At 42.7% G+C, this 22,850-nt stretch carries 25 protein-coding genes; 18 read left to right on the top strand and 7 right to left on the bottom strand.

Going from position 1 to position 22,850, the window contains the following annotated elements; translation table 11 throughout:
• The 8 genes from R7M92_RS12115 (at nt 1) to R7M92_RS12080 (ending at nt 9,075) form a co-directional block, all read left to right on the top strand.
• Nucleotides 1-687 carry an AAA family ATPase gene (locus tag R7M92_RS12115; RefSeq protein WP_318133442.1) on the top strand — a complete coding sequence of 229 codons (687 nt, stop codon included), beginning with the start codon at nt 1-3 and terminating at the stop codon, nt 685-687.
• Nucleotides 609-1,355 carry an AAA family ATPase gene (locus R7M92_RS12110; protein ID WP_318133441.1) on the top strand — a complete coding sequence of 249 codons (747 nt, stop codon included), beginning with the start codon at nt 609-611 and terminating at the stop codon, nt 1,353-1,355. The genes R7M92_RS12115 and R7M92_RS12110 overlap by 79 nt, the downstream gene beginning before the upstream one ends.
• 77 nt (nt 1,356-1,432) lie before the next feature.
• Nucleotides 1,433-2,326 carry a hypothetical protein gene (locus tag R7M92_RS12105; protein WP_318133440.1) on the top strand — a complete coding sequence of 298 codons (894 nt, stop codon included), beginning with the start codon at nt 1,433-1,435 and terminating at the stop codon, nt 2,324-2,326.
• A 590-nt stretch (nt 2,327-2,916) separates the two neighbouring features.
• Nucleotides 2,917-5,823 (top strand): DEAD/DEAH box helicase, encoded by a 2,907-nt coding sequence (locus tag R7M92_RS12100; protein WP_318133439.1) that lies wholly within the window; start codon nt 2,917-2,919, stop codon nt 5,821-5,823.
• Nucleotides 5,824-6,199: 376 nt separating this feature from the next.
• A complete protein-coding gene (locus R7M92_RS12095) occupies nt 6,200-7,567 on the top strand; it encodes a LysM peptidoglycan-binding domain-containing protein (RefSeq protein ID WP_318133437.1) in 1,368 nt (455 codons plus the stop codon).
• 65 nt (nt 7,568-7,632) lie between these two features.
• Complete coding sequence (locus R7M92_RS12090; RefSeq protein ID WP_318133435.1) at nt 7,633-8,343, top strand: hypothetical protein; 711 nt, start codon at nt 7,633-7,635, stop codon at nt 8,341-8,343.
• Between the two features lie 113 nt (nt 8,344-8,456).
• Nucleotides 8,457-8,675 (top strand): hypothetical protein, encoded by a 219-nt coding sequence (locus R7M92_RS12085; protein ID WP_318133433.1) that lies wholly within the window; start codon nt 8,457-8,459, stop codon nt 8,673-8,675.
• Nucleotides 8,676-8,730: 55 nt separating this feature from the next.
• Nucleotides 8,731-9,075, top strand: a complete 345-nt coding sequence (locus R7M92_RS12080) for a hypothetical protein (RefSeq protein WP_318133431.1) — start codon at nt 8,731-8,733, stop codon at nt 9,073-9,075.
• A 507-nt stretch (nt 9,076-9,582) separates the two neighbouring features.
• Here the strand turns inward: R7M92_RS12080 and R7M92_RS12075 are convergent.
• The gene (locus R7M92_RS12075) at nt 9,583-9,951 is read right to left on the bottom strand and encodes a DUF3693 domain-containing protein (RefSeq protein ID WP_005389163.1); all 369 of its coding nucleotides are present in this window, start codon (nt 9,949-9,951) and stop codon (nt 9,583-9,585) included.
• Between the two features lie 185 nt (nt 9,952-10,136).
• Here R7M92_RS12075 and R7M92_RS12070 point away from each other — a divergent pair, with 185 nt between their 5' ends.
• The 8 genes from R7M92_RS12070 to R7M92_RS12035 all read left to right on the top strand — a co-directional run bounded on the left by R7M92_RS12070 (nt 10,137) and on the right by R7M92_RS12035 (nt 17,897).
• Nucleotides 10,137-10,439, top strand: coding sequence for a hypothetical protein (locus R7M92_RS12070; RefSeq protein ID WP_025518896.1), 303 nt, complete (start codon nt 10,137-10,139; stop codon nt 10,437-10,439).
• The gene (locus R7M92_RS12065; protein WP_318133430.1) at nt 10,439-12,469 is read left to right on the top strand and encodes a replication endonuclease; all 2,031 of its coding nucleotides are present in this window, start codon (nt 10,439-10,441) and stop codon (nt 12,467-12,469) included. The genes R7M92_RS12070 and R7M92_RS12065 overlap by 1 nt, the downstream gene beginning before the upstream one ends.
• A gap of 83 nt (nt 12,470-12,552) precedes the next feature.
• Nucleotides 12,553-12,858, top strand: coding sequence for a hypothetical protein (locus R7M92_RS12060; protein WP_005389159.1), 306 nt, complete (start codon nt 12,553-12,555; stop codon nt 12,856-12,858).
• 270 nt (nt 12,859-13,128) lie between these two features.
• Nucleotides 13,129-13,392, top strand: a complete 264-nt coding sequence (locus tag R7M92_RS12055; protein ID WP_021448020.1) for a major coat protein — start codon at nt 13,129-13,131, stop codon at nt 13,390-13,392.
• A 77-nt stretch (nt 13,393-13,469) separates the two neighbouring features.
• A complete protein-coding gene (locus R7M92_RS12050) occupies nt 13,470-15,095 on the top strand; it encodes a methyl-accepting chemotaxis protein (RefSeq protein WP_318133428.1) in 1,626 nt (541 codons plus the stop codon).
• On the top strand, nt 15,095-15,454 hold the full coding sequence (locus R7M92_RS12045; protein ID WP_024701224.1) for a DUF5455 family protein: 360 nt from the start codon (nt 15,095-15,097) through the stop codon (nt 15,452-15,454). The genes R7M92_RS12050 and R7M92_RS12045 overlap by 1 nt, the downstream gene beginning before the upstream one ends.
• Nucleotides 15,454-16,527, top strand: a complete 1,074-nt coding sequence (locus R7M92_RS12040) for a zonular occludens toxin domain-containing protein (protein ID WP_318133499.1) — start codon at nt 15,454-15,456, stop codon at nt 16,525-16,527. Before R7M92_RS12045 ends, R7M92_RS12040 begins: the two co-directional genes overlap by 1 nt.
• Before the next feature lie 17 nt (nt 16,528-16,544).
• Entirely contained in the window at nt 16,545-17,897 is a 1,353-nt protein-coding gene (locus R7M92_RS12035; protein WP_318133426.1) for a secretin N-terminal domain-containing protein, read from the top strand.
• A gap of 39 nt (nt 17,898-17,936) precedes the next feature.
• On the opposite strand, the gene R7M92_RS12030 is transcribed toward R7M92_RS12035, so the two are convergent.
• A complete protein-coding gene (locus R7M92_RS12030) occupies nt 17,937-18,596 on the bottom strand; it encodes a DUF2726 domain-containing protein (RefSeq protein ID WP_158159357.1) in 660 nt (219 codons plus the stop codon).
• Between the two features lie 240 nt (nt 18,597-18,836).
• Here R7M92_RS12030 and R7M92_RS12025 point away from each other — a divergent pair, with 240 nt between their 5' ends.
• Together R7M92_RS12025 and R7M92_RS12020 are read left to right on the top strand one after the other, a co-directional pair.
• Entirely contained in the window at nt 18,837-20,201 is a 1,365-nt protein-coding gene (locus R7M92_RS12025) for a nucleotide-binding domain-containing protein (protein WP_318133425.1), read from the top strand.
• 1 nt (nt 20,202) lies between these two features.
• Nucleotides 20,203-20,775, top strand: coding sequence for a hypothetical protein (locus R7M92_RS12020; RefSeq protein WP_158159359.1), 573 nt, complete (start codon nt 20,203-20,205; stop codon nt 20,773-20,775).
• Nucleotides 20,776-20,803: 28 nt separating this feature from the next.
• Here the strand turns inward: R7M92_RS12020 and R7M92_RS12015 are convergent, their stop codons facing one another.
• From R7M92_RS12015 to matP, 5 genes are all read right to left on the bottom strand, one after another.
• Nucleotides 20,804-21,169 (bottom strand): regulator, encoded by a 366-nt coding sequence (locus R7M92_RS12015; RefSeq protein ID WP_318133424.1) that lies wholly within the window; start codon nt 21,167-21,169, stop codon nt 20,804-20,806.
• Nucleotides 21,170-21,280: 111 nt separating this feature from the next.
• Complete coding sequence (locus R7M92_RS12010) at nt 21,281-21,490, bottom strand: hypothetical protein (RefSeq protein ID WP_318133423.1); 210 nt, start codon at nt 21,488-21,490, stop codon at nt 21,281-21,283.
• A gap of 96 nt (nt 21,491-21,586) precedes the next feature.
• On the bottom strand, nt 21,587-21,910 hold the full coding sequence (locus tag R7M92_RS12005; RefSeq protein WP_149192352.1) for a hypothetical protein: 324 nt from the start codon (nt 21,908-21,910) through the stop codon (nt 21,587-21,589).
• 114 nt (nt 21,911-22,024) lie between these two features.
• Nucleotides 22,025-22,336 carry a DUF3634 family protein gene (locus R7M92_RS12000; RefSeq protein ID WP_005377468.1) on the bottom strand — a complete coding sequence of 104 codons (312 nt, stop codon included), beginning with the start codon at nt 22,334-22,336 and terminating at the stop codon, nt 22,025-22,027.
• A gap of 15 nt (nt 22,337-22,351) precedes the next feature.
• On the bottom strand, nt 22,352-22,801 hold the full coding sequence (matP, locus tag R7M92_RS11995; protein WP_005396497.1) for a macrodomain Ter protein MatP: 450 nt from the start codon (nt 22,799-22,801) through the stop codon (nt 22,352-22,354).
• Between the last annotated feature and the right edge of the window lie 49 nt (nt 22,802-22,850).

The raw sequence follows: 22,850 nt of genomic DNA, 5'->3' as shown, positions 1-22,850 counted from the left end.
ATGAAAATAACATCACTTACCATTGCTGGATTCAAAGGCATTAAGAATAAAGCGACCATTCCACTCACGCCCATCACCTTGTTCTTTGGCGCGAACAGTACAGGTAAAAGCACAGTATTACATGCATTACTGTATCTGTATGAAGTGGCCGCTAAACGTAACTTTGATGCGCAGTACAGCTCAATCGCAGGGGAGTCACTTTACTTTGGCGGCTTTCACAATATCGTACATGGTAAGGACTTAAATTGCGTGATCACCTTAGGCGCAACTCTGGATTTCAGGGATGGTGCTGTGGATATTTGGGATGATTATTTGTCTAGTCCTGAACGTCAGTTATTAGAGGGTGAGTTAGGTTTCACACCGGATTCAGACGCTGACGTTGTATCCTTTGAGTTAGACATACCAAAAACCGTGCGTATATCAGCCGATATGAATGCAATAGCCAAGGGATTGAGTATTTCAAAACAGCAGCTCAAGCCGGTCGCCCAGACTGCCAAATTACTCACTATCAACCACTGCCACATTGGGAAGTCGATGAATCGTTTAAAGTCGAAAATCTCTTTGCTTCGGGCCTGTGGGAAGATGTCTCCATCAATAGCCAAGATGCATTGCCTAACATCTATAAAAGGCTTGACCTATCAGAACCACCGTTCGAGTGGTCTGATGTTTTCGAAAGTAATCCGTTAGCTGCTCAGTTGTTTGCTGAGGCTTCACTCTCTCAAGCAGCGTTTGCACCACTAAAACTATTAGTGAAAAAACTTGAAGACTTGCTTCACATTGGGCCGCTACGTATTGTGCCAGCGCGAGCAACCGTCTTGAACAAGAATACGAATACTCAGCGTTGGTATGACGGCACAGCTGGCTGGGAGACTTTCGCCTTTTCGAGTGAAAGGGTAAAAACCAAAACTAATGAAAAGTTCATTAGTAGCCAGTTCTTTGGCACTAATTACTGCTTTGAGTCTCCAGCTTACGGTGAAGCTAGTTTGAGTGAAAAGTCAGTCATCCTTAAAGACTCTCATACTGACATCCCTTTATTGCCGTCAAGCGTTGGTGTTGGCGTATCGCAAGTATTCCCATTTGTAGTTGCGACCTCAATTGAACAAGATCTTATCGTATCGTGCGAACAGCCCGAACTGCATATTCATCCGAAATGGCAGTTGGCTTTAGGGGACATGATGATTGAAGCAGTTAAGAATAACCCAGAGAGAATGTTTCTGATCGAAACGCATAGCGAGCACTTGATGTTACGTCTTCTCAGAAGAACACTTGATGAGGGGGCTCTTTCAATAACGCCTGATGAGATTAGCGTTATTAATGTGTTTAAACACAACGAAGAAATCCATTATCAACGCTAACGTATTACGGACAGTGGGGATTTTGAACTTGACTGGCCGGAAGGTTTCTTTGAAGAGCGCTACGGCGAGGTGTAAAAATGATCAGAGAGTATGCCGTTGACCCTGATGCTTACACGAGAAATCGTGACTCACTACAACGCTTCTTTACGGACTTTCGGGCCGAGCAAGGCAGAGTCGTTTCTGCAATCCCAAAAAACTGGGAAAGGGCACAACAAGCAAGTATACGCGCTATGGGTTTACAACCTGTCGAACGCAGGAAGTGCTTTGATGAGCTCAGAAAACTATGTAATACATCTTTGATCCCAGGCATTACAGTGCCTGAGCATATTGATGAATGGTTAGCTCAAGCTAGACATGCGAAGGAGAGCTTCGCTATTCAAGCGATAATTACATCTATCTTTAATGAAGCAAATAGTGAATACGATTACGCAAGTATGATGTTTAATCAGCCAGAAGATTGGATAATGAATCAAACTAATAGCGTTCCTAGAAATGCCGAAGCGTTAGCTGATGCCATTTCCGTGTCACTTTCGCTAGCTGATATTGCTATGTTTATTGATCCTTACTTTCACCCTTCTGATGATAGATATAGAAGGCCTTTTATTGAGTTCATTAAGCGGCTTTCTAGTGGCCGCCGTCCGTGCCGAAGAGCGCTGATTTATACTGCTCTCCAAGGAGATAAAACAAAAGCTGATTTGCAAAGAGGCCTTGAGGACCATATTCAACCACTATTGCCAGCTGGATTTGAGTTAGAACTATCTATTTGGCCGTCGAATCAAATGCATGATCGGTTTGTATTAACTAAGCAAGTTGGTTACTCATTTGGCCATGGGTTGGACGAAGCTACTTATCAAGATGCAATCGAAGTCAATGTTCATCGATTGGCAGAGACTGCAAGGCAGGCTGAATATCGTAAGTTTTCAAACTCTGCTATTCGTCAAGGAGACCCAATTGTCATCGCTGGCACGTAGCATACAAACACTAGAACCATAAATACTAAACCGCTATCCACTGAATGGCGGTTTTTTTCATTCCAATTCAACGTAACAATATTTACTGTTGATAAGCATTATTACGATATGAAACTGTGATGACTCACGAAGATTCAATTAAATCATAATGTTAGCGTTTGGCATGCTTGTTGATTGCATTGTTGTATCAACATTTATGAATCGAGGTGCCATCGAATATGACAGACGCTAATCTTACTACTTTAACAATCCCATCATTTTCTTTTCCGGATATCCAAGTATCTGGAAATAGAGTCGAGAGGTTTGGGCGTCGCTCGTTTGAGCTCGCTGTATCAATAGCTGCTACAGATAACGCTGATATCGTTGTCTGTAAGTCGCCAATTGGAGGTGATCTCTCCCAGTTCTATATTGTCAAAAGTAAGCGCGTTTGTACTTCGCACCTTGAAGGTTACTCAGTTTTATACACACTAAAACCTGCAAGTTTTAAGGCGTTAGCCGTTGGAACCGAACTTCGGTGGCTAAATCATCCGTTGACAAAATTGAATGATTTGAAACCTTTGCAAATTTCCAAGTCTTGGCAGAATCAGTTCATGTTTAAGGCTGAGGACACAGAGTCGGGTGCCTTAGGATTGCGAACACCTCAGATCGGCGCTCTTCACGCAATCTCTGCTGAATTTTCAAGGTCAGCGAATATTGAGCCTAGTACAGTTGTCCTGCCGACTGGAACCGGCAAAACAGAGACTATGTTGGCGACAACGATCTACCACCGCTGCGACAAAGTTCTGGTGTTGGTCCCTTCAAATTCGTTACGCGATCAAGTCGGCGACAAGTTTAAAACTCTTGGTTGCTTAGCTGAGCTTGGTGTTGTCCCCGAACAAATTCTTTACCCTGCTGTAGTGAAGATCAAAAAGGGCATTAAGACTGTAGAAGAGGCGCAGAAGCTGCTCGACAGTGCTAATGTGCTCGTTGCAACACCTCAGATACTGAAATCACGTTTTTCCAATTCAGGTGTACTCGAAACAATCTGCAACGCTTGTAGCCATCTGTTTGTCGACGAAGCTCATCATATTTCAGCTAATACGTGGAATGGAATAAAAGAGCAATTTGTTGGAAAAAGAGTTGTTCAGTTTACCGCTACGCCTTTCCGTAATGATACTCAAAGTTTGGGTGCCAAAATCATCTACAACTACACAATGGGTGAAGCTCAAAATGCAGGCTATTTTACTAACGTACAGCTCGAACCAGTAGAAGAATACTTTCAAGACTCCATGGATCTCGCTATCGCAGATAAAGCAATCAAGTTGCTACAGCATGATATGGATTCAGGGCTTGATCACTTAATGATGGCTAGGGTGAAAACTAAAGAAAGAGCGAAAGAGGTCTTTAATCTATATCAGAAATTAGCGCCTGAGCTTAAACCAGTATTGGTTCATTCTGACCTTTCTAAAACGGAACAAAATAAGCGCCTTGCCTATCTGCGAGCACGAGAAGCCAAAGTGGTAGTATGCGTCGACATGCTAGGTGAAGGATACGATTTACCAAACTTAAAAATTGCCGCTATTCATGACCATCATAAAAGTTTGGCGATAACGTTACAGTTCATCGGGCGGTTTACTCGTGTATCTCACAAAGAAACACTCGGTTCTGCAAGCGTTGTTGTGAATATAGCTGACCCTGGTGTTGAAGGTGCATTGCAGAAGTTATACGCACTTGGTGCCGATTGGGATGAAGTATTAAGACGCTTGTCTGAGAACCAAATTGAACGGGAAGTGCGATTGCAAGAGGTTGTTGACTCTCTCAAGGGGCATGGGGACTTACACGAACAACTTTCGCTCTGGAACTTGCGACCATCTTGTTCAGCTATGTTATTCAACACAGATTGTGATAAATGGACCCCTGAGAAGTTCACGGATATAAAATTCAGTCATGATGAAATGTGGCATTCAATTTCGGCTGAGGAAAATATTTTGGTGCTGTTGGCTGTAGCTAGCACGTCAGTGAAATGGGGGCACTTTAAAGATGTTAAAGACATCAACTACAAAATACTGATAGCTCATTGGGATAATGAACGGAACGCTTTACTCATTTATTCAAATGATTATAAGGGGTTTAAAGTAGAAGTTCTGGCTGAAAAATTATGTGGTGAGTCTACTCATGTTATGTCGGGAAAACAGATTTTTAATGTCCTCAATAACATCGAATATCCACTGGTGAATAATCTTGGTTCTGCACAAAACGGAGCGATAAGTTTTACGCAGTTTTTTGGCCCCAACGTTACTGAGGGGCTAAGCGCAGTTGAAAAATCAGCGTCAACTCTTAGTAATATTGCAGCCATGGGGTACGAGGATGGCAACAAAGTATTGTGGGGTTGTTCTGAGCGTAAAGGTAGAGTTTGGTCTCCCAAAGCGGGTTCAATCGCCGACTGGTTACTCTGGGCAAAAGCGGCGTGGGATAAAGTAGTAGAGTGCGGTAATGATGATACAAACATTACACGTGACTTCTTGAGACCTCAGAAAATAAACAAGCCTCACCCTTATATGCCGATCTCAATTCAGTGGGGTGAGCAACTTCAAGTCCGTAATGAAGAGGGAGTCAAAATTTACTTTGGTCAATCTTCGTTCTATTTGTATGAAGTCGATTTAAAAGTGACATGGGATGAACAAACCAAAGAACCCATTCTGGTTTTTGAGTCCTCTCAAGCTACATCAAAATACAAATTGCTTATCGACCAAGAGTTGACTAAAGGTTATGACTATCAATTGTTAGAAGGTGAGCCAGTTTCCATTCAGGCTGGAAACTCTGAACCTAGAACACTCGTAGAAGAAATGTACCACGATCCAATATTCGTCTATTACGCTGATGGTTCATTCTCTTATAACTGTTACTGGGTAGAGGTGAAAGACAATATCGGTATCTATTCTCCTGATGCGTTAAATCCCGTCGAATGGACTGTAGACATAACGAAAGAGTCAATGGGTACGAACTTAAATATTGATACAGTACAGTACCAAACTTGGCAGCTTATCGACTCTGAGTACGACATTGTCATCAATGATGATGACCATGGAGAAGCTGCTGATTTAGTGGCGATTAAATCTCTACCAGACAAGATAATTCTAAGCCTATACCACTGCAAATTCTCTCATGGTAGTGAACCAGGAAGACGACTAAGTGATCTTTATGAAGTCTGCGGGCAAGCTCAACGTTCTGTGCGTTGGAAGCATGTTGGTCTTCCTTATTTATACAAACATATTCAAAAGCGTGAGGGAGCTTGGAAAGGGCGAGGTCAAAGCCGTTTTTTGAAAGGCAATATGGCTCAGTTGGAGAGCATCAAGAATCGCTCGCGTACCACTCCTATCGAGTTTCAGGTCGCAGTGGTGCAACCGGGTGTGAGCAAAGAGCAAATTACAGAAGAAATGCTCAAATTACTTGGAACAACAGAACTTTTCATAAAGAAAACAACATTAGCTGAGTTACGCGTGTGGTGCTCGGAGTAAATCCGCTACCAAGTTCACGTTGTTCTATACATAGCGATAACGAGAAGCGATGTCGCCTGTATAAAAATATAGCAATCAGTCTACTCTGATGAAGGTTGAGTAGACTGATTAATCAACTCCAAGATATCTCATCATCAAAAAACACCACAATACTGTATTAGCGTGCCTTATCATCAAAGTGTTTATTTTTACGATACGAACGCGCGCTGTTTGTTACCCTTAAATGCCATAGGGTTTCGCAAATGGTTATTATGACAGTGATTTTCATCGTTTTAACTGGTTAAATTAGATACTTTGACAGGTGCGACTAGGTCTTTAAGTTGGTATTGTTCTCGATATTAATGAAACTAGATGAACATTGATAAGGCGCACCAATATGCCTCTAGAATTTCCCAAACCAAAAAGATTAACGAGCGCTGGGTATGCGCCAGTTCAAGACGATGTAAAATTGACTCCACCTACATCCATGCCTGTTATCGAGTCGGCACTAAACGCAAATTTTGAGTGCCGTATAAAAGTTTACGCCCCAAAAGCTGATTTGGCGGGCTTAAAACTCGGCATATTCTCACTCGGAAAGTCAGACAGTGAAGGGCCTATTAACAGATGGAAAACTTCCGAGTTGGTGGATAAGACAAGACACTGCGTCCTAACAGCAGAGTGCTTTCATGAGGAAACCAAGAAACTCAATCACGAATACCATTTGAACTTTGGGATCACCAATACATTTGATATAGAACCAAAAACTGTCGGGTCAGAACACATAAACGCGGAGTTCGTGCCATTAATGCTAGCAGTTCAATCAGAAGACTCAATGGGATGGGCTGCGATTGGCTTTTACTACTACTTCTACGAAAACAATCTCACTTACGAATGTGACATATCTGGCGGCGGAAAGTGGAGCTGGCTGATAACCACATCAACCCAGTCTGGTATTACTGCCGAGTATACGAGCGAACAAGCATTCAATTCACTACTAATTCCGGTCAAGATCGAAGGGCAACAACCGGCAAAACAGCACATACTTTACACAAGGCAAAAACTAACTAATGACGAACTCGCCGAGGTCAATGAAAGCTGGCTTGACCAAAATGCGACGTTAATTGACCCTGAAAAGGTCATCAAGTCGCAAGAGCAGCCGCCACTACCAAGAACCGCCCCTCAAGAAGACAAATCGACCGCGAGCTTAAACAGCAAGAAGCATAAAGTTCGTTCAAAAGAAGGCGGAAGTCACGAGTCATGGTCAGAAATTGCGGCGATATATGGACTCTCGGCCAAATCATTGCTTAATCTTAATCCATCTTTCGAAACCGACCCTCTCGCATTAAAAGCCGGAGACACTCTGGTTGTTGAAGAAGCAGTGACAGAAGGACCGAGCAATCATTCCCTGACAGAACAACCATCGCCTTTAGAAGGACTCTGCACTGGTGAGTGTTACAGCCTTGGTGACGCTTGGGGAAGTTATCAATCTGCAGATCTAACACCATCAGTTAAGAATATTTTCGAAACAACAGCATACGCCCAATCCACTCCAATCCTAAACGTTAAGCGGGTAGAAGAGAGAGTCATGAGGATAGGGGTGTTCTTTGACGGCACAGGGCAGAATTATAAGAATGATGTCTACAAAGAAACGCACGGAGTTAAATCCCGAACTAACGTAGCTCGATTGTTCGAAGCCTACCCACTAAAACCCGGCATACACCAAAAGATTTATGTCTCTGGCGTAGGGACAGTCGACGAAGCATGATGCGTGACCTATATCCATGCCGCCAGATTAGCATTCATTTTAAAGGCATGGAGGAGGGATTCTGTATGGGTTATATGCTTAATCCAACAGAATTCAAACCAACAGAAGAAGCAAACAGATACACGATTATTCAAAAGACATCGTCTGTTCCTCCTGAGAAGGAGGACTTCATTCAATGGGTAAAACAGTCTGTGAATCAAACAGCAAGAAACCATTTCATTGATCTTAACAAACGACTTACATTAAGTAATTCCTTAGAGTGTATGTTCGGTACTGAGCACCCCTTTGAAAGTCATCTATTGAATATCAATGCTAGCGAAAGTGACATTAAATCAAATGCTTTGAATTGTACTTTACAAATGGATGTACCATTTTTGGACAAGGTTTCGTCGGAGGATTTAATGTCAATACGAAACAATGATGGTTCAGCATTCCATTCGTTTCGTGCAGAACTGGAAAAAGGCTTTCGAGCAGCAAGAAATGAACCTGATCCAAAACGTGTTCGCACGATCATTGAAGATACACAACATGAGCTGTTTGAAGTTCAAATGCGACAAATAACGCCACAAATGAAGCACATTAAGAAAGTTCATTTAACTGATGTTGGTATTGCTTTTGCGGGTTTGGGGCTAAGCTTGGCAACAGCGGGAACAAGCTTATTAGCAACTGCGCTCGCTATGGCACATGGGTACAAGTCCTATAGTGATTACAAATCGAAGATGGCAGCAAATCCATGTCATTTCTTATGGAATGTAAAACAAAAGGCGAAAAAATAGTTATTCATAAGAATTAACTGACGCGAATGGAACAGCATAATATACCAAATATACGCAGATCATAGCTGTCAATAAGTTTTTTTATCACTTACTAAGTTGGATCGAAGCGAATAATGAGCAGACTTACTAAGATTAACCAAGTTCAATCAGACAACAAAATATGTAACCTAATAAATCAACATGATGTTTCTACGGTAATGTCAGAACTAGGCATTTCTCCAGACAAGTTTCAAGTTCAGAAGTTACAAAATCATTGTCGTTTGACGAATTGTGATCCATGTCCTTTCGAAGGAGTTATCGCATCAGTCTCTAAGCTAGAAAGTGACTTTTAAAATAGGAATAAAATTAGTTACTTAACTGGATATTACTAAATCTAAAGGAGGGCGAATGAAGCGTCTAATACCAATACTTCTTGCTTTATCTGCAAGTACTCAAGCAGAAAACTTAAAGCTAAGCTGTTTCTTTGACCATGACTATACTAGACCCAATGGTATGAATATTGAGGTAAACCTCTTTAACGATGAAATTACTGTAAAAGACAGCATGACGAAACATACAAGTAATTATGAGATCAAGAAAAAAAGTCCTAACTCATACACTGGTCTCATTTACTATTCAGCGTTTCAAAACCATGTAGTGCTTACAAAATTGAATGACGCTGAGTACAGTTTGGCAAGAGCTCAAACAGAAGGTGGTCTACTTAATTCTGCATCTTATTATTACTGTAAGTAATCCCAAATAATGAACCAATATTTGGTATGTCGATAAGGAGAGAAGATGCAGCACCTTGATGATTTTTGCAAGGAAAGCTAAAACTTGAAATCATAGCGTAGTGGCAAAATTTGTAGTTATTAGAAAAATACAATAGCTCTAGTGAAAAAGAACATAACCGATTGAAAAAACAAGTAATCGTTAGTAGAGATCTATTTAACTTTAGTTAAATAGATCTTCTGATAACGTAGTTTATGGTAAATAGATTATGGTTAAATTAGAAAAGTAGCTTTCAGGGTAGTTACCATAAGGCTTTTCTAAGGATTTTTCTAACATCTAATATCAGGGGTGTTTATGGTAAATCAGTGTACTGTTAAATAGAAAATATTAATGAACTTATGGAAAACCCAAAACTGTTAGCATATGAACTTATGATAAACCCAAAACTAAAACAGCATACCAATACAACAAGGTCTATAACTTATTGAAAGTAGGGTTCTCATGAAGTTAACTTAAAACCCAAGACATTTAACATAACACATATAATGCGCACTGTAATAGAGGTTCCTGTGGACTTGCAATCACTAAAGCCAATCCGGCACAAACCATTGAAATGCTTGATAATCCAAGTCCGTTATACTTTTTTGCAATGCTTTCCCACATGCTTTTTATCGCAGGATTTTCATTGCGATCAGCGTGACATCCTAGTAACGCGATCTCAGGGTCTATACCTGCGCCGTGTGCGAGAAAAACTGCTTCTTCATCAGTAAGTTGTCTAACACCTTTGCGAATTTTACTAATCTTCGGCGGGTCTAGATTCAAATCGTGCGCAACCTGCTTATCTTGTACGTAGTTTTTCGCCTTTTTGTAGGCGTTAATTAGTTCAGCTGTGTACATAAGAACCTCCATTTCTTCTCATTGTAGCCACAAAGTTGCCATAAATCGCATCTTGCAGTTGCCATTCGTCGCAACTAGGATTGCCATAAATCGCAATTAAGACCGCCTAGCTCTGGGCGTTTGCCCTTGACGCTTTCGCGCTTGGCTTTGGCGGTCGCTCTCACAACTAGTCAAGGTGGTTGTTTATGTCAGAAGTCTCCAATACAAAAAAACTAGAAATATATCTGAATCGCGCTTGGAGTTTGTTCCTTGTCTCGGTTATTGCGGCGGGTATTTATTTCTTTGGTTCCCTTATCTACGACTCGTTTGAAATCCCATACGACGATTACGAAACTTTTTCGTTTTATCTTGACCATGAGTTTTGTGGTGATTTGGCTCGCGACTATGCCTCTGACGGTCGCGTCACCGTTTACGAGTATCTGGTTGTTTCACATTGCTCTGGCAAAGATGAGAAACGTAAATTCTACTCAGAGCTTGAGGCTCAATAATGCGTGAACTTGTTATTGATTTGGCATCAGGCAAACAAGAATGGATTGATTTTGTTCCTGTCCATTCTTGGGCTTCTTGTGAGCACATTCCTGATAACTTATTCGACCATCGTTTTGAGTACGTCGACCACAGATTCACAACGCCTGAGGATTTCATTCCGTCGGCTGTGAAATCGGCAATGAGTGCGTCAATCTACTCACACGACCTGTCAGATTTTATTGAGCGCCCTACTTCTAACCCTTGTTTGGACTTGCCGAAATCATTACACCGTAACGGCGACTTCGCTCGACACATGACACGCGCTTACACCGACATTCTGAAAACACGCAACGCTCTGGAAGCTGTACGCGCAGTTAACGACGCTCACGACCGTTTGACTGAGCACGGCTACAGCTACGCGATGTCAGATGAGCAAATTACCAATCTAGCCAAGCGCAAATCACGCGACTTTTCTCGCGTGTTAAGTGCGATTCCTCTTGAAGAATCACAAGCGCGTTTTGATAAAGCGGTTCAACTTCTTGATTCATTAGGCTTGGCATTCTCACCTGAGCAAGTTCAATACGCAGAAAACAACTGTGAACTTTTCGCATTGGTGAACCGTGCGCTTGATGAGCATTGGCTTGTTCGTCAGCTGCGCCGTAAATGTGCTTACGAGGTTGAATGTGTTGCGCGTGATTTAGCGCTTGTTCAACGCCGTAAGCAAGTTTACTGCTCGGATTTTTCTCTAAGCCGTCAACGTGACCGCAATACGTCTAACCGCATCGCGCTAGAAAACACGATTGCTTACGATGAGGCTGACCCGTCTAACTACTTCACACTCAGTGAGTTATCGGCTAAGTCGGTTTCTAACGCTGAGATTCGCCGCGCTGAAATGTTTGTTCGTCTGCGTGGCTTTGAGGAAATCGCTCAAGAATCGAATCACGATGCGGTGTTCTTCACGGTAACAGCTCCGTCTCGTTTTCACTCTGTTTCTAAGGGTGACATCAACCCTAAATGGCTTGAGGCTGGCAAGCCTGACGCGAAAGCGGCTCACGCTTACCTAATGGGCGTTTGGGCGAATCTTCGTAAGTCGATTGATAAAAGCAAAATCAAGGTTTACGGGATGCGCATTGTTGAGCCTCACCAAGACGGCACGCCGCATCACCACTTGTTGCTGTTCATGGAAAAATCCGCACGCAAATTTGTGACGTCTGAGTTTCGTCGTCTTGCTATGGCTGACTCGCCAGACGAAAAAGGCGCAAAGAAAGCCCGTTTCAAAGCGGAGCTTATCGACTGGTCGCAAGGTTCAGCCGTTGGTTATGTCGCTAAGTACCTGAGCAAAAACATCGACGGTCAACACATTGATTCTGACAAAGGTTCGTCTTTGTCTGGCTCAGATGCGGCAGAACGTGTCGTGACTTGGGCGCGTGTGAATCAAATTCGTCAATTTCAATTTATTGGTGGTCCATCTGTCACGGTATGGCGTGAGCTTCGTCGTCTTCGTGATGAATTCAAAGAGGACGATGCTTTGTTTACAGATTTATCTCAAGACGAACACTTTCTATTAGAAAAGGTTCGCCGCTCTGCTGATGAGGGCGACTGGAAAGCGTTTTGTTACGCAATGGGCGGTGTGTTCGTTAAGCGCAAAGACCAACCAGTAAAAGCGGAATACTCCGTTTCAACCTCTATCGAAAAACTGATTGCTTCAGGCGGTGAATACTCATCGACTCGATACGGCGATATGGCTCAAGCGCGTTTGAATGGCTTGATGTTCCATAAGATTTTTATCGCGACTCGTTTCCGTACTTGGAAAACCGAGAACAAAGAGCAATTCATCCGTGCTCAACAAGGCATCATGTCTAACGTGGTCGATTACTTCGACGCGCTAGAGCGTGAAAAAGAGTACGAACGTATGTATGACGACCTTTACGAGCAGTACGAAAAACACCTAGCGCTCTATGACGAAATGGAAGCGCTGTTGCTCACCGACCCTCAGGAAATTAATGCGTCGTGTTGGGTGGGCGCAGCCCCGCCCGACATGATGCATTAATTTCCCTTGGACTTGTGTCAATAACTGTCATTTCAATTTTCAACTAACCAACAACGTAAAAATAAGGGCAAAACACTATGAGAATGGAAGGTTTAATTCTAGATGTTTCGGACATCGTTCAAGAAACCAAAACAGACCGTAACGGCGAACAAAAGCAAAACGGCAAGCTACGTCTTATCACGACCAACCCAACGGACACTATTGAAGTGCGTGTCTCTCCTGAGCTTTGGGAAAACGGCAAGGCTGGCGAACTGCTCAAGCGTTGTGTGGGTAATCGCATGATGTTTGATGTGGAACACAAGAAATTCAGCTTTGGTAACGATGAGGGTAAACACGTCTCTATCGACGGTTTCCACCTCTACGCCCTACCTCAATTAAACGAAAAGTAAGGGTTAAATCATGACCGAGACGCAATTTGCAGAGCTAATGGCTCGACTCGATAACTTTCAGTTGATGGTGTTCTTAGGCATTTGTTTCTTGCTAGTTGCGCTCGGTTGGATGGTCGGAGGACAAAGATAAATGCTGTCATCAGAGTTCATGCTCGGCTGTTTCGCGACAGCCTTTATCCTTGGCTTCTCGATTGGCTTCCACATTCTCGGATTCAAGAAAGCGGCTGAGGTTTCAACTTCTTCATAAACCATAACATAGGAAATAAGACTATGGAAAAGCAAAGCAAAGTACGCGCAGCAATGGCTAAGGCTGGCGCAGTAGTAACAGCAAAACGTGCGGCATTTGGTGGTGCACTTCTTATGGCAGCATCTTCCGCGAATGCAGCACTGCCAGAAGTGGCAACACAAGCCTTTAGCACACTGGCAAGTTACGTCACTGAAATGCTCACCTCGACATGGGGCATCGCCGTGCCAATGACGGTTGGCTTCATCGGCATCAAGCTATTCAAGAAAGGTGCAAACAAAGCAACGTAATTCTAACGACTGCTTTATACACCCATTGGTCAACGCCTCCGAATGGGGGCGTTATTTTTCACGAGGAAGATTTACAAATGAACATTAAACAAAGCATAGCGTCACTGATTATTTTACTGGGTGTTTTGTTTAGTGCTTTTAGTGTAAGTGCAGCTCAACCTACTTACGCTGTAAGGGATGTTATCGCTTACCCCGATTGCAAACTGTCTAGGGGGATGAGAGTTAACCCTTATTCTTATGTCTCTTGTTATGAAAATAAGTTTGTTCGATACAAAGACTTCTCCACTAAGTCATGTTACATGGATAGCGATGAGTTCGGCTTACGTATAATGTGTAATACCGACAGCTCTTCTTTCCCGAAAATTCAAACTGTATGGTTCCGTCATGATACTGCTAAGTGTCCAGCAGACCATGAAAAAGTAAAAGATGGTGATGGTTACACCTGTGAACCTATCGTCCCTGCATGTGAGTTTGGTGAAAACCCTGACGGCACTTGTATGGATGCTTGCCAGTTCAAGCAATCCATCAATGACACTCAATCACTTCATTGGTCGGCTTATGTTTATGGTGAGCAAGTCACGGGGGCGTGTTATGGCGATTTTGGCGCAACCCGTTGTGAGCTTGAGCGTATTCCAAATGACACTACCCTTTGTACCGATGTTGATTCGGGCGAATTTACCCAAAACACTCGCTGTCACGGTAAGTTTCAATTTACTGGTAATCAGTGTGATGGTGGTACGCTGTTTTGGGGTAAAGATGGTCCTGACACCCCTATTATTCCCGATGACCCGATTCACGACCCTGACGACCCAACGGGTGATATCGAAGACCCTAGCGTACTCCCTGACGATTCAACCAATACAGTGAATCCACCGGATACCGAAGATGAGCCAGAAGTTGAAGACCCTGACACAGATGAAAACACTGACACGGCAGTAGTTAGTGCAATCAAAGGGCTTAATTCGGATGTGAACAAAGCACTCAACGCGCTAAATGTCGACCTCAATCAATCGAGCGCTGATATTCAAAACCAAATCATTGCGCTTAATGCGTCGATGGTGACTAACACCCAAGCGATTCAAAAGCAGCAAATCAACGACAACAAGATTTACGAAAACACTAAGGCGCTGATTCAGCAAGCTAACGGTGACATCACGACGGCGGTCAATCGAAACACCAATTCTGTTGGTGAGGTGGTTAAGGGACTCGATGATTTGCAAACCACGAATGCTGATGGATTTGCAGAGCTATCGGATAAGCTCGACGAACTCAAGCCTTGTGAGCCCACCGAGGAAAACAACTATTGTGAAAACCCTCATGGTTTAGGTTCGGATTATGTCGGTGATGTGCTGACTCAAGCGGATAAAGCAGTGTCCGGTGCGATGAGTTCCTATGAAAAGACCGTGACCGATGCAGCGAACGATTTGATTGAGAAGAATCTGACGGCGGAATCTGAGGGGCATATTAATGCTATATCGGATTCGTTTTTGAGTGTGTTACCTAAGCCTACGCCCTGCATGAATCTATCTTTGCCTAAGCTTGGCGGTGGTCGCGCTTCTATCTCTTGTGAGTTTTCGCAGAAACTCAAAATGATCATCTCAATTCTGATTTACATCTACACGATTAAGACGCTTGTTGAAATCCTGCTGACTGAGGTCACGCCTGTACCAAGTAACAAGCCAGGTTCGGGGAGGTATTACTAATGATTCAGCTATTACCAATTGTCAGCACCATTGGGACGGCGTTGCGCCTCCCTGCTCTGGTTGCCTTTATCTCTCAGATAGCGACCACGTTATTTGGTTGGTTCTTCATTGCGAAAGCACGAAACGTCACGATTAACTTGGTTATTTTAACGCTGCTAATCGGCTTGACCGTCACCCTCACCTTGGCAATTTACACCCTTGCAACGGGTCTGTCTTATGTTGCGCCTCCAATGTGGTCACAAGCAGCGGGTATGTTCATCCCTAATAACGCCGTGCCTTGTGTGAGTGCGATTTACTCGGCGCGTCTGCTGCGTTGGGTGTGGGAGTGGAAGTTCTACGCGATTGTGAGGGCGGCGTAATGGCATCGGTCTACTTTGTCACGGGTAAGCTCGGCTCAGGTAAAACACTAACGGCAGTCGGTAAGATTCGCGAGGCATTTATGCGCGGTGTGCCTGTGGCGACAAACCTCGATATCAACTTGAAAGAAATGCTTGGACGCGATAAGCGCAACACTCGCCTTTATCGCTTACCGGACAAGCCTCAAGTGGAAGATTTGATGGTGATTGGTTCGGCAAACAAAAGCTATGACACCAAAAAAGACGGCTTGATTGTGCTCGATGAGTGCGGAACGTGGTTTAACTCGCGCACATGGAACGACAAGAATCGACAAAAGTTAATTGATCACCTTTTGCATATTCGAAAGCTTGGATGGGATGTCATTTTCATCGTTCAAGACATTTCGATTGTTGATAAACAAGCGCGTCTTGCACTGGCTGAACACACCGTGTTTTGTCGTCGTTTAGATCGTCTTCAAGTCCCTATCATCTCGACTGCGGTATCCGTTCTGACGCTCGGTCAACTCAAGTTGAAAATGCCTAAGCTGCACGTTGGCATTGTGAAGTATGGTGACAACGCCAACTCACTTACCGTCGACAAATGGATGCTTTGGGGTACGGATTTATACAGTTCTTACGACACTAAGCAGATGTTTAGAAACAACTATGAGGACGGCGTTTATTCAGTATTGCCGCCCTACTATACCCACGGACGTTACACTGTCCCGTATACGTTGAGAAATATCATGCGCATTACAAAAATCTATCTCCGTAAATACTCTCGATTCAGTGTATTTGCGGCAGGTGTCGCCGTCTCGTTTGCGGTGTTCACCTTAGTTGGCACGCCGAACATGTCGACGGAACCCGAAACGGCTCAAGCCTCGGAGCCTCGCGAGTCATTGAGTGACTTGCTCGACGGCTATCGAATCGAATCGTCAATGAATCCCCCAAACGTTGCCCCGTCTTTTGTGTTGGTTAAGGACGATGTGCGTCTTTCGTCGTCGCAACTATACGCAAAAGGCTTTACGGCTCAATCTAACGGCTCTTGCTCTATTACGGTTAGCGGCAACGGTCAATCATTCAAAGTCATGTGCTAGGGAATAAGGTGCGCTTTATGTCATGGATAATCGCAAAACTCACAGCTTTTCTTTCAAAAAAACAAAAAGAATTTTATTACGCCGGAGGCTCACTGCTCACGCGCACATTACTAACTATGCGCTGTGGTAAAGTTGAGAAACAAACAACGGCTTGTTCCAACTTTTCCACATCCAGCATTACCGTCTTTCTGCTCGCGTGCACCCTGCTCGGCTCTCCTGCTTTTGCCGCCACCTCTGCGCCCTTTGAGGCAAAAAACACACCGATTGGAGACTTTGCATCGTGGTTCTCGGTTCACACTGGAAACACAGTTGTGCTCGGTCATGGTGTCACTGGTGAGGTCAGCTTTACCGCGCCGGATTTGAAAGATGAGGACTATCCAGCCTTTTTCCTTTCGGTGCTTCGTGCGCATGGTTACGAGCTTACGCATGACCACGGCGTTTTTACCATCATTGCTGACGCCAACAAAGTGGAGACGTTCGAACCCTCACAAGTGAAGTTGTACTTCTTTGAGAATGTTCGAAATACCAAGGTCGTTGATTTGATTTCCTCGATGCTTGCTGCAACGCAGAATCAAACACTGAACAATAAAGCGATTAAGAATTACAAGGTTGAAGTGCTACCGACCACAAACAGCATTATCGTGACTGGCTCTGAAAACCAATTGAAGCACATTGATGTGCTCATCAAAGGTATTGATAGACCACAGAAGCAAGTCTTTATCGAGGCGGTAATTACCGAAACTGAGCTCGGTGATTCTCAGGAAGTCGGCGTAAATATGGACTTGGCATTGAGTGAGGCTGGCTTTGTTTCGCAACCGACCGCAATTAAGAAAGCCGTTGATAACCTGCTGTTCTATGAGGGCGGTGATTTCAATGCACTTATCAAAGCTGTATCAAAGAATCAGAATACCAAGCTCTTATCGCGACCAAACATGTTCATTATGGACAGGGAACGCGGTTACATCACGGTTGGTCAGAACGTGCCGTTCCTCACTTCATCTGAGGTAACTGACGGCGGTAATCGAGTCCAGCAAATTGAGCGTAAGGATGTGGGCGTGTCACTTGAGGTAGTACCGCATGTAATTGGTGATCATGTTGTGTTACAGATAGTGCAAAAATCCGACTCGGTAACGGATTCCTCTATCGCATCCGACATCATCACCAATACGCGAACATTGCAAACAGTGGTCAAGGTTAAAGACCGCCAAACGATCTCTTTAGGTGGTTTGCTCTCCCAAGAGCAACGCGACTCGGTAAGCGGCGTACCTGTCTTGATGGATGTTCCGTTGCTTGGTGCTCTATTCCGGTCAGAAAAGACCAATACGGTAGATAAAGAACTTAAAGTAACGATAAGAACCACGATACTTTGAGTTAAAAAGAAAGCCGAACAATGGATGTTCGGCTCTGCTTTAGCTGTACTGTAATACGCTTTCCAATTCCCTGCACTTTATTATCGTGTCACGCTCTAATACGCTTGCGATATGTGTTTTGTCATAAGAGCTTTTAGCTTCAAACCGAAGCAACGGATGGTGTCCGTTAAGTGCATTGTTTACATATATGTCTCGTTCTTGTCTCTTCTTCTGCCTATGAGATGAGTCGTCTAGCTCGATAACTGCCAATACTTTTGTGTCTCTATCCGTTATCACGTAGTCCATTCTTTTAGCCCAAGTTCGAGAGTTATCTTTAAAATTGGTCGGTTGAACTAACGCCATCAATGAAACTTGGCTGTGAATCACGTATTCATCAGGTATAAGCTCCTGCAACACTTTGTAGAATCTGCGCTCTGTCTTGGTGGCCAAGTATGTACTTTTCTTGTGAGGTACAGAATTAGTTTTATTGCCAATCTTCGGTAAAGGTACTTCGACTATCTTTGGGGTCTTTTCTACAACTTTGGGTTCAAAAGAATGCACGCTGTTCGGTCTTCTGATCGCCGTACCTTGTTCCCATTCGTTAAGCCTACGTTTCGGTTTCTTACCCTTCTTTGTGAATAGATACACAATACACGCTAAGGATATAAGTATCAGTAATTCAGGCACTTTCTGTTCCTTACTCATAAAAAATGAGTGCATGGTAGCATATCAGCTTTGTTCAGTGTGCTATTGAAATCAGCTTTTAGGCGCCCCCGTAGTGTATTACGGGGGGTAAATTCCCACTCAGCGCTAGTTTTATTCATAACCAAACTACTAAGAGTTTCTCTGACCGTATAAACTAAAGAGCCAGATCTCATATGCCATGAGTAACTTAGACTACTGGTTTTATAATGAGTTAGACTGAGTCGCTAAAATCAAAAAAATGTTTAAGGTTGTTGTATGGATTTTGAAAATCTCTTTGATAAATTTTATAAAGACGCAAACTCTAGATCAGAAATTAAAAAGAGTAGATTTAAAGGCGAAAGTTCGATTGTTGTAGGTGCTGAATCTAGAGACTCTTACGCGCTGGTACTTCAGGGGCCGCAAAGTGAGTTTATTCTTCAGGAAGCAATACGCAAACAGTTCGGCAAAAGTGGTTACAATAGTACTCCTATCGGGACGCACCCTGACTTTATTCATCTAGAGTCATCTGATGAACTAGTTAAGCAATATTCATGTACAATGTTTGTCGATATAAAGGGTTCTACTCGTTTATCTCTCTTGTATGACCTAGAGCAAGTCTTCTTATTTAAAAATGCAGTAATTCAAACTTGTGTAGAAGTTGTTCGCGCGTTTGATGGTTGTGTTCATCGCTTAATGGGTGATGCAGTTATGTCGTTTTTTGGCAGCAAAGAAAAATCAAAGGAAGATGCTATAGCTGATGCTGTTAACTGTGCTGCTACATTGCGAGTTATTCTTGAAAAAAGTATTAAACCTTGGATGTCTGAAAATCAATTTGACGATAAAGATTTCGGTTTTCGCGTAGGGTTAGATTTTGGTAATGATGACCAAGTGCTTTGGGGGAACTTTGGATACTCTACAGTAGCCGAGGTATCTGCGACTGGCCTGCCCATTGATATGGCTTCAAAGTTACAAGGGTTGGCTAGTAAGAACCAAACTATGCTTGGACAAGGGTTATTAGAGCACATTGAATGGCCAGATTATTACTCCAAAGAAAAAGAACAAGTAAGAAAAAATGAGGATGGAACAGAGTTCACAGTCAAAGTTCCGTATGTTAAGCCCAACATTACGTGCTCAGAGGGGAAACCTATTAATTACCGTATGAAGGAGTTTGACTTTAAGAAGTTCATGGAAGTAAGTGCCCTGCCAGACAAAGTCCGTTCAGAAATTAATAATAACATTCGCTTAAACCCTGCGATTAGATTTGATTGTTACGTCATAGACGACGATGGAAGGAAAAAATACATTTCTGCTTCTCGTTATTTGGAAAAAGATTTATCTCTAGTGTTTGAAGTATCTGCAAATAAGAATTCACGATTACTCTTCCCATTACAGGTTAAGTTTACTAAAACGAATCATGGGCAATTTGTTCCCGATAATAAAAGTGGTATTCCATTACCATCGAAGCCCTACATATTATCAAAAAAGTCGCCTAACCAGTTTTCTCAAGGAAATTCGCCTTATGCGACTGTAAGCCATCTTGAATCCACTTCCTACAGGGGACTTCATACCATGAAGTGCGAAGTCAAAGATAAAAATGGAAATACAGTGTTCACTGATTGGATTGGTGTAATGATTAAATGATATGGATAAGGGAGATAACTTAGTGGAAGCCAAGCTAGCTGTACTGATGGAGTCATTGCGAAGAACAGATTCTTACATAATAGCAGCAGATCAAAAGGCGTCTTTCACTCTAGCAGCTGGAGTGACATTTTTGGGTATATTTTGCTCTATTCTTTATGGGGTTCTATCTAACGAAGGTATTGATTTGCCAGTAGAATTAACGTTGTCTGTTCTACTTTCATCATTATTGGTGTGGTTAGTATGGTTTTATAAAATCAGATGTATTTTTCTACCCAAAGTGACCCCCTCAAAGCGTAAATCATTGGTCTCATTTGCTTCTGCCACTTCAACGCACTCTTCATTAACTCAATATTTTGATACTTATGCAGACTGTTATAAGCTTGGGAGTAAGAAGTTACTGTTGACTCAGTTAGAGCTTGATATTTTAGAAAATCACTGGATATGCTCTCAAATCTGTATGCAAAAAATGCAGCTTTTTAAAGAAAGTCTAGTCTGGCTGTTTATATCACTAGCAGTTTCCACCACAGGATTGGCTTACATTGCATTGTACTTAAATATACTCTCCATGTTTTAAGAACATAAGGGCTCTTAAGAGCCCTTTTTTACATCATACCTCTCAGAGCCCTAGCATATTTCAGTACTTGACCAGCTGCTTCTAAATCAGTTAATGCTCCAATTTCTAACAAAGCTATCCCTGTCAAAACCTGCTGAGCCGTTACCAGTTGCCCTGTTGGAAGTTCTAATCTGTCGTAATGCATCTTAAACTGTTCCCACTGCTCTGATGGGCTTAACTCCCTTCCTTTTGTCATTCTCATGAGTCGTTTACACTCAGGAGGAATGGTTTTTCCCTTATCCCACTCTTTGACCGTTCTCACAGTTTTTAAACAAAGTTCAGCAGCTTGTTCGACGGATAAACCACATTCAAATTCACGAAAAATATAGTTTTTAGTCATTTCGTGATACTTCATTGAATAGTCCCTCAAAAGAGAGACATTTTATAGGACTGACATATGCAATCGCATTCAACATAAGCAGATATAATGCGCACTGTAATAGTGGTTCCTGTGGACTTGCAATCGCTAGTTTGGTTTGTGGTTATGCTTACGAAGCAAATCAAATCTCTTATTGAAAATTGATGCGCGCTTAGTCCTCGACTTACTGGCGTGTTCTTCCGTAAGCACCTGAATCAATCTATGTATGATGATGACGGCCAACTCACTGAGTTCGCCATTCAATGTCATCACTACTTTAACGAACTCAAACGCGCTGCTGAGCAAAAAGCCTTTCATACTCGCCTCGTACAACAGCAAAAATCAGCTAAACGCTCTAATCGCTTCGCAACGAAATCTGCCAAAAATCACGAGCTCAGTTGCGTTCTGAAACATTTATAAGCCTGTGGTTATATGGAGGCGAATGTACTTTTCGGGGTATTTGTAACGATAGCGTTTTCCTTTCTTCAAGTTGGATTTAACGTACCTACACACTTTTTGGTCACCACTGCTGGTTACTCTTTTTATTACTGCGTTTTTACTTTTGTGCTCCATTTCTATCATGACGTCACAATAACCTTGATAGCCATCAAACTTATTGTCTACTTTCTTTTGAAGCTTAGTCTTAATCTTTTTAGCCAACAGGTTCGTTTCTGAATCGTCAGCAAAAGCTGAATTACTTGCAAAGATCAATACCATTAAAGTTACAACGTATCTCATCGTTTTGGTCCGTTTATGTTGTTGATTGTTCGATGATAAGTAATTTTTCTGTAGATACGAAAATGGGACGCCACATTACGTCCCATTTAACATGATGAAGTAACTGATATGTAATTAAGCGCGCTTCTTGCCTTTGTTTGCTTTGAAGCCCTGGTGCGGAAAAACGTTACGAATCCTCTGTTGAACTTTTTTGGGAATGCCTTTGGAAAAGCTTAAGCGCATTCCTGTTCGTTGGCTATACACCTTCATTTCACCAGTAAACGGGTTATGCTCACTAATATCCTGTAAGTTGTGTTTGAAAGAAGGAGGTAGATGCCCTTTTACGTTACTAATATGGCCATTATCGAACTTTACTTTTAACACTGGCCTATCGACTGCGATCAACCAAAAGATCACGATGGCTGCAATTAAGATTACATATAACATTTGGCACTCCCTATCCTAGCTAGATAGCAATTTACTCAAATCCTCTTTAATTGAGGTAACTTTTTGACTCGCTTTTTCACTTCTCGACGCTTCGGAAAGCAAATATTCAATTGCGTCAGATAACGTACAACCAAGTTCATTCGCTCTACTAGAAAGCTTTTCCCAAACTCGGTAATCTAAATCAATGGATTTCTTCTTTGTATGGACTTGCTCTGCATTGAAGTGACGTTTCCGTTTCGCTCGGATAGCCTGCTTGAGTTTATTATCTAACTCTTCTGACATGTGGTTTTCTATCCAAGCTAAGACAAGTGTAGGCTCGTGTTCAAGGCGTTTTAGTTCTGCGACCGCTGCATCTGCTTCGCTTGTATCAATATGTCGGGTAATCGCTTCACCATCTTTCCATTTTTTGATGAGATACTTCCATTTCCACCCACATTCTAGATTCTCAAGCTGCTGATATTTCATTTGTTCCGACCCATAAACATAACCTAGTGACAGCGTAACCCAGATGGTT

Origin of the sequence: Vibrio sp. Vb2880 (assembly GCF_033337975.1) — a bacterium.
GTDB lineage: Bacteria > Pseudomonadota > Gammaproteobacteria > Enterobacterales > Vibrionaceae > Vibrio > Vibrio alginolyticus.
This window is presented reverse-complemented; position numbering and strand designations above follow the sequence as displayed.

What these genes read in the sequence shown, in the direction of transcription:
- R7M92_RS12115 (WP_318133442.1), top strand. Translation starts at nt 1, where the DNA reads ATGAAAATAACATCACTTACCATTGCTGGATTCAAAGGCATTAAGAAT.
- R7M92_RS12105 (WP_318133440.1), top strand. Translation starts at nt 1,433, where the DNA reads ATGATCAGAGAGTATGCCGTTGACCCTGATGCTTACACGAGAAATCGT.
- R7M92_RS12100 (WP_318133439.1), top strand. Translation starts at nt 2,917, where the DNA reads ATGTTTAAGGCTGAGGACACAGAGTCGGGTGCCTTAGGATTGCGAACA.
- R7M92_RS12095 (WP_318133437.1), top strand. Translation starts at nt 6,200, where the DNA reads ATGCCTCTAGAATTTCCCAAACCAAAAAGATTAACGAGCGCTGGGTAT.
- R7M92_RS12090 (WP_318133435.1), top strand. Translation starts at nt 7,633, where the DNA reads ATGGGTTATATGCTTAATCCAACAGAATTCAAACCAACAGAAGAAGCA.
- R7M92_RS12085 (WP_318133433.1), top strand. Translation starts at nt 8,457, where the DNA reads ATGAGCAGACTTACTAAGATTAACCAAGTTCAATCAGACAACAAAATA.
- R7M92_RS12080 (WP_318133431.1), top strand. Translation starts at nt 8,731, where the DNA reads ATGAAGCGTCTAATACCAATACTTCTTGCTTTATCTGCAAGTACTCAA.
- R7M92_RS12075 (WP_005389163.1), bottom strand. Translation starts at nt 9,951, where the DNA reads ATGTACACAGCTGAACTAATTAACGCCTACAAAAAGGCGAAAAACTAC.
- R7M92_RS12070 (WP_025518896.1), top strand. Translation starts at nt 10,137, where the DNA reads ATGTCAGAAGTCTCCAATACAAAAAAACTAGAAATATATCTGAATCGC.
- R7M92_RS12065 (WP_318133430.1), top strand. Translation starts at nt 10,439, where the DNA reads ATGCGTGAACTTGTTATTGATTTGGCATCAGGCAAACAAGAATGGATT.
- R7M92_RS12060 (WP_005389159.1), top strand. Translation starts at nt 12,553, where the DNA reads ATGGAAGGTTTAATTCTAGATGTTTCGGACATCGTTCAAGAAACCAAA.
- R7M92_RS12055 (WP_021448020.1), top strand. Translation starts at nt 13,129, where the DNA reads ATGGAAAAGCAAAGCAAAGTACGCGCAGCAATGGCTAAGGCTGGCGCA.
- R7M92_RS12050 (WP_318133428.1), top strand. Translation starts at nt 13,470, where the DNA reads ATGAACATTAAACAAAGCATAGCGTCACTGATTATTTTACTGGGTGTT.
- R7M92_RS12045 (WP_024701224.1), top strand. Translation starts at nt 15,095, where the DNA reads ATGATTCAGCTATTACCAATTGTCAGCACCATTGGGACGGCGTTGCGC.
- R7M92_RS12040 (WP_318133499.1), top strand. Translation starts at nt 15,454, where the DNA reads ATGGCATCGGTCTACTTTGTCACGGGTAAGCTCGGCTCAGGTAAAACA.
- R7M92_RS12035 (WP_318133426.1), top strand. Translation starts at nt 16,545, where the DNA reads ATGTCATGGATAATCGCAAAACTCACAGCTTTTCTTTCAAAAAAACAA.
- R7M92_RS12030 (WP_158159357.1), bottom strand. Translation starts at nt 18,596, where the DNA reads ATGCACTCATTTTTTATGAGTAAGGAACAGAAAGTGCCTGAATTACTG.
- R7M92_RS12025 (WP_318133425.1), top strand. Translation starts at nt 18,837, where the DNA reads ATGGATTTTGAAAATCTCTTTGATAAATTTTATAAAGACGCAAACTCT.
- R7M92_RS12020 (WP_158159359.1), top strand. Translation starts at nt 20,203, where the DNA reads ATGGATAAGGGAGATAACTTAGTGGAAGCCAAGCTAGCTGTACTGATG.
- R7M92_RS12015 (WP_318133424.1), bottom strand. Translation starts at nt 21,169, where the DNA reads ATGAAGTATCACGAAATGACTAAAAACTATATTTTTCGTGAATTTGAA.
- R7M92_RS12010 (WP_318133423.1), bottom strand. Translation starts at nt 21,490, where the DNA reads ATGAAAGGCTTTTTGCTCAGCAGCGCGTTTGAGTTCGTTAAAGTAGTG.
- R7M92_RS12005 (WP_149192352.1), bottom strand. Translation starts at nt 21,910, where the DNA reads ATGAGATACGTTGTAACTTTAATGGTATTGATCTTTGCAAGTAATTCA.
- R7M92_RS12000 (WP_005377468.1), bottom strand. Translation starts at nt 22,336, where the DNA reads ATGTTATATGTAATCTTAATTGCAGCCATCGTGATCTTTTGGTTGATC.
- matP (WP_005396497.1), bottom strand. Translation starts at nt 22,801, where the DNA reads ATGAAATATCAGCAGCTTGAGAATCTAGAATGTGGGTGGAAATGGAAG.